The sequence below is a fragment of the Bacillus sp. JJ864 genome (genome assembly GCF_036963045.1).
GTDB lineage: Bacteria > Bacillota > Bacilli > Bacillales > Bacillaceae_G > Bacillus_A > Bacillus_A pseudomycoides_C.
Window position 1 is genome coordinate 10,118 of record NZ_JBALLY010000145.1, and the last position, 3,892, is coordinate 14,009.

General features: G+C 35.4%; 8 protein-coding genes. All 8 read left to right on the forward strand.

The features are described 5' to 3' along the window. Positions 1 to 317 precede the first annotated feature (317 nt). Positions 318 to 650, forward strand: a complete 333-nt coding sequence (locus V7024_RS19825; protein WP_335523055.1) for a hypothetical protein — start codon at positions 318 to 320, stop codon at positions 648 to 650. Positions 651 to 835: 185 nt separating this feature from the next. Continuing rightward, the gene (locus V7024_RS19830) at positions 836 to 1,099 is read left to right on the forward strand and encodes a hypothetical protein (RefSeq protein WP_335523057.1); all 264 of its coding nucleotides are present in this window, start codon (positions 836 to 838) and stop codon (positions 1,097 to 1,099) included. A 240-nt stretch (positions 1,100 to 1,339) separates the two neighbouring features. Continuing rightward, positions 1,340 to 1,705, forward strand: coding sequence for a hypothetical protein (locus V7024_RS19835; RefSeq protein WP_335523059.1), 366 nt, complete (start codon positions 1,340 to 1,342; stop codon positions 1,703 to 1,705). Between the two features lie 128 nt (positions 1,706 to 1,833). Next, complete coding sequence (locus V7024_RS19840) at positions 1,834 to 2,034, forward strand: hypothetical protein (RefSeq protein WP_335523061.1); 201 nt, start codon at positions 1,834 to 1,836, stop codon at positions 2,032 to 2,034. 123 nt (positions 2,035 to 2,157) lie between these two features. Continuing rightward, positions 2,158 to 2,322, forward strand: a complete 165-nt coding sequence (locus V7024_RS19845; RefSeq protein ID WP_098917231.1) for a hypothetical protein — start codon at positions 2,158 to 2,160, stop codon at positions 2,320 to 2,322. Positions 2,323 to 2,348: 26 nt separating this feature from the next. Continuing rightward, positions 2,349 to 2,837 carry an ArpU family phage packaging/lysis transcriptional regulator gene (locus tag V7024_RS19850; RefSeq protein ID WP_098917232.1) on the forward strand — a complete coding sequence of 163 codons (489 nt, stop codon included), beginning with the start codon at positions 2,349 to 2,351 and terminating at the stop codon, positions 2,835 to 2,837. Further along, positions 2,834 to 3,376 (forward strand): site-specific integrase, encoded by a 543-nt coding sequence (locus tag V7024_RS19855; RefSeq protein ID WP_335523067.1) that lies wholly within the window; start codon positions 2,834 to 2,836, stop codon positions 3,374 to 3,376. The genes V7024_RS19850 and V7024_RS19855 overlap by 4 nt, the downstream gene beginning before the upstream one ends. Before the next feature lie 166 nt (positions 3,377 to 3,542). Then, positions 3,543 to 3,836: a stage V sporulation protein S gene (locus V7024_RS19860; protein WP_335523069.1), complete on the forward strand. Its 294-nt coding sequence runs from the start codon at positions 3,543 to 3,545 to the stop codon at positions 3,834 to 3,836. The last annotated feature ends 56 nt before the right edge of the window (positions 3,837 to 3,892 follow it).

Here is a 3,892-nt window from a genome sequence, read left to right on the forward strand (position 1 = left end):
ACCAGTAGCGCCAGTAGAACCAGTAGCGCCAGTAGTGCCAGTAGGTCCAGGTGGAAAATAAGGAAGAATAATTTTATTAATATCAATAAACGGAAAATTATTGAACAAATATTTGTTTTTGGGGTCTTTGTATTCTATCAAAATCACCTCGCTTATGTGTTCAAAAAAGTAGTAAGATAAAATCTTTTTAATAGATATCTCATTCTTATATTATTAATTTAATTTATTTTAGACACAACAAATAACTAATATAGGGTATCATTCGTGTTTCTAAATTTTAATAAAATCGTTATTTGAGAGAAAGGGAGAATAGAAAGATGGACGGAAAATTTTTAGGGAAGATTGTAAAAGCCGAATTTGGAGCATGGAGGGATAGATCTTTCATGATGGGATTGCAACTTGAATTTCGCTTTGATGGTAATTGTGGGGTTAATTGCGGCGGAAGACATCTTGTTAATATTAGCGAACAATGCCAATGGGATTCGGAAGAACAAAAGCATAAGGCATTTCAAAGAGTATTAGAAGAGACGAAAGGTATTTTAAAAGATGCAAAAGTAAATACTGTTTCGGAATTAGTCGGTAAACCTATTGAAATTACTATCGAAGATCAGATGTATAAAGAGTTTCGAATTTTAACAGAGGTTTTGTAACAAAAACGCTATTTTGTAAAAAAATTAGGACCTGAGGTGCGCTACAGGTCCTAATAAAAAATATGTAAAACGTTAGGGTTATCTTTATATTACCAAAAATGGTAATTAAGTTCCATGTGTTGGTTGTTGAGAAAAAAATTAGAAGGTATTAATAAAAATTTCATTTTGTAGAAAAGGAGAATTAAATGAAAGGCTCTACAAAGTATCAATTATTAAAAGATGATTTTGATCATGCTGTAAAACAGGTTGAATTGAAGAATAAAGAGATTGAACTTCTTAGAGCAGGACGTGAATCATCCATATATGAGTGCCGCCAATTGTTTAACGAACGGATGAAACTTAAAGAAAAAATTGAGTTTTTGCAAGATGATGTTCAAGTAAGAGATGAACAAATTGAGAGGATCGAGAAGGAATTACATGAATTAAAAAGAGCAGCTAACAAAAGCTAACTGCTCTCTAAAAAGGATTAAGAGAAAGAAAACTGGACTAAGCTGTTTAACAGCGTATCTATAGTATGTATTGATGGTGAAATATTATACAAAAAAAGCAGTCAGCAAAAGCTAACTGCTCGGCTGGTTCTCCAAAAGGGGGGAAAGGAGAAAGGTTAGGGACTTCATTAAAAGAATTCTGGCTATCGCCTATCTACAGCATTGACGAAATATTGAGTTTTATTCAGGGGGGAAAAGAAAATGGCTACTTTAAAACTAAGAGTTGTTAACGATAGATTGGTTATTGATTTAAATAAAATGACGGATGATTACATGGAATCTTATGCATACGACGGAATGCCAAGTAAGTATGATACGGGTGAGTTAGCATGCGCACCAGCGATTGGATATGTAAGTATTCCAGAAGGGCAATTAAATAAGATCATGGCTGAGTATGAGAATGGTGGAGAATGCGGATGGTGTGGTGAAATTAGAAAAGAATTACGCGGACCACACTTATTAGACTTTGTTCCAGGTGAAAAGATGTGCCGCGATTGTTGGGAGATGGACCGTAAGAATTACTTAGGTGCGATTGGTGAAGATATTGGCCCATTCGATGCAAAATAAAAGAGCAGCTAGCAAAAGCTAACTGCTCACCCTTGGAGAGGGAAAAACAGGCATACAGGTTGTGAGTTCTAGGAGATGCCTGTTTGTAGTATGTGCAGATGGAGAAATATTATGCGGAGGGATGAGAGATGAATAACAAGTGTAAGGAATGCGGTGCAACATCAAATTTAGAATACAATGCAGGAATTTGTTATTTATGTGGACATGACAATAAGCAATATAAAAAGAAAATACCGTATTGCGTTAATTGTAATGAGGAATACAAAGGTAAGGATATACCAGATTACTATTGTGAAAAGTGTGATATGTACACTGTTATGCATAAATAAAACTCAACAAAATAATCCTTTTATAGTCCTACTGGAAGAACCAGCGGACATCATTCTATGGAGCGATATTAATATCGTTCTGTAGTTTGGTGTCCGCTTTTTTATTTTACAAGAGGTGATGGAATGAAGTGCTTTCGTGATCAGTTACGAGAATGGAAGAAACAGCAACAGAAAAAGAGGCCAAAACGAAAAGAAGAACAATTAAGTGTCCGCGATATAGAGGAATTAATGGGAATGTATCGACCAAGATATGTACGTAATCGCGGTGGAGCGTTCAGACAGAAGTAATTAAAAATAAAAAGGAGTGGTCTTACATGATTAAACAATTATCTTTCTTACCAAAAATCGATAGAACAGCAACACAGGAACGTTTGGAAGGTGTTCTTGAAAGTGTACGTATATATAGACAGTTTGGAATGATTCGAAAAGAAATGAAAGTCACTCCTTCTTATGAAGTTCGAGAGCACGGACCTACACATGCAGTTGGAAATCCATTAGAAGATGTTGCGGTAGCAAATCTACAGCAAAATAAGCGTGAAGAATGGCTTGAAAAGATGTCATTTCGTATTGACCAGGCATTGAGTCGTTTTGGTAATGGTCAATCAGGAAAGAACCAAAGAGATATTATTATCAAACGATACCTTGAAGATGATGATGTATGTGATTATATGATTTATAACGAAATGGGAATGAGTGAGCGGACATACAGGCGTGTTAAGGCAAGAGCATTCTATAAGCTTGCTTTTGCACTTAGATTAGAAGTTTATGAGCAAGAAGAGCAAGCGGGAGGTGATGGACAATGAATTTTGTTCAGCCTATCCGTGATCCAGAGCAGATACAACAAATAAAAGAATATTTGAAAGAGAAGAGTGAACGTAATTATATCCTGTTTGTTGTGGGTGTTAACACTGGATTACGCATTAGTGATATTTTGAAGCTAAAGATTGGTGACTTAAAAGGAAGCCACATCTCAATGCGTGAAATGAAAACAGGTAAGCAGAAACGTATTCAAATTACTGCAGCATTAAGAAGAGAGTTGAAATGGTTCATTGAAGGGAGAGAAAATCATGAGTACTTAATTAAAAGCAGACAAGGTAGTAACAAACCGATTGGTCGTAGTATGGCATACAAAATACTTAGAAGTACAGCAGCAGAGTTTGGTATAGATGAGATTGGCACACATACATTACGTAAGACATTCGGATATCATATGTACATGCAGACAAAGAATATAGCGTTGCTTATGGAGATATTTAATCATTCATCAGAAAGAGTAACACTTAGATATATAGGGGTAAACCAAGATGCAATGGATAGAGCGATGACTAAGTTTAAGATTTAGTAATTCGCTTTTTATTTATGTAGATGGGCAGGTATAACATAAAAAGTATCGAATAAATACATTCAATAGTATTGTTTGCTTTTGATATGAATATTAGTTAAAGATACGTTAATTACATTCCAGTCAGTAACCAAAAAGGCGATTAAATAACAGAGGAGCAACTTACATGGAAAATATATTAAAAGTATCATCAAAATCAAATCCCAATTCAGTTGCAGGCGCAATTGCAGGCGTATTAAGAGAAAGCGGTAATGCAGAAATTCAAGTGATTGGAGCTGGCGCTACAAATCAAGCGATTAAAGCCATTGCTATTGCAAGAGGATTCGTAGCTCCTAGTGGTATTGACTTGGTTCTTATTCCAGCGTTTCACGAGGTTTCAATCGATAATCAAGAAAGAACAGCAATCAGACTAATTGTAGGTCCTAGAAAATCTAGGTCTAAGAATAGACCAACGATATAAGAATATTTGAAAAGACCGATAGAAGTCGGTCTTTTTCTTTTGCGTGCCCAGCTAAG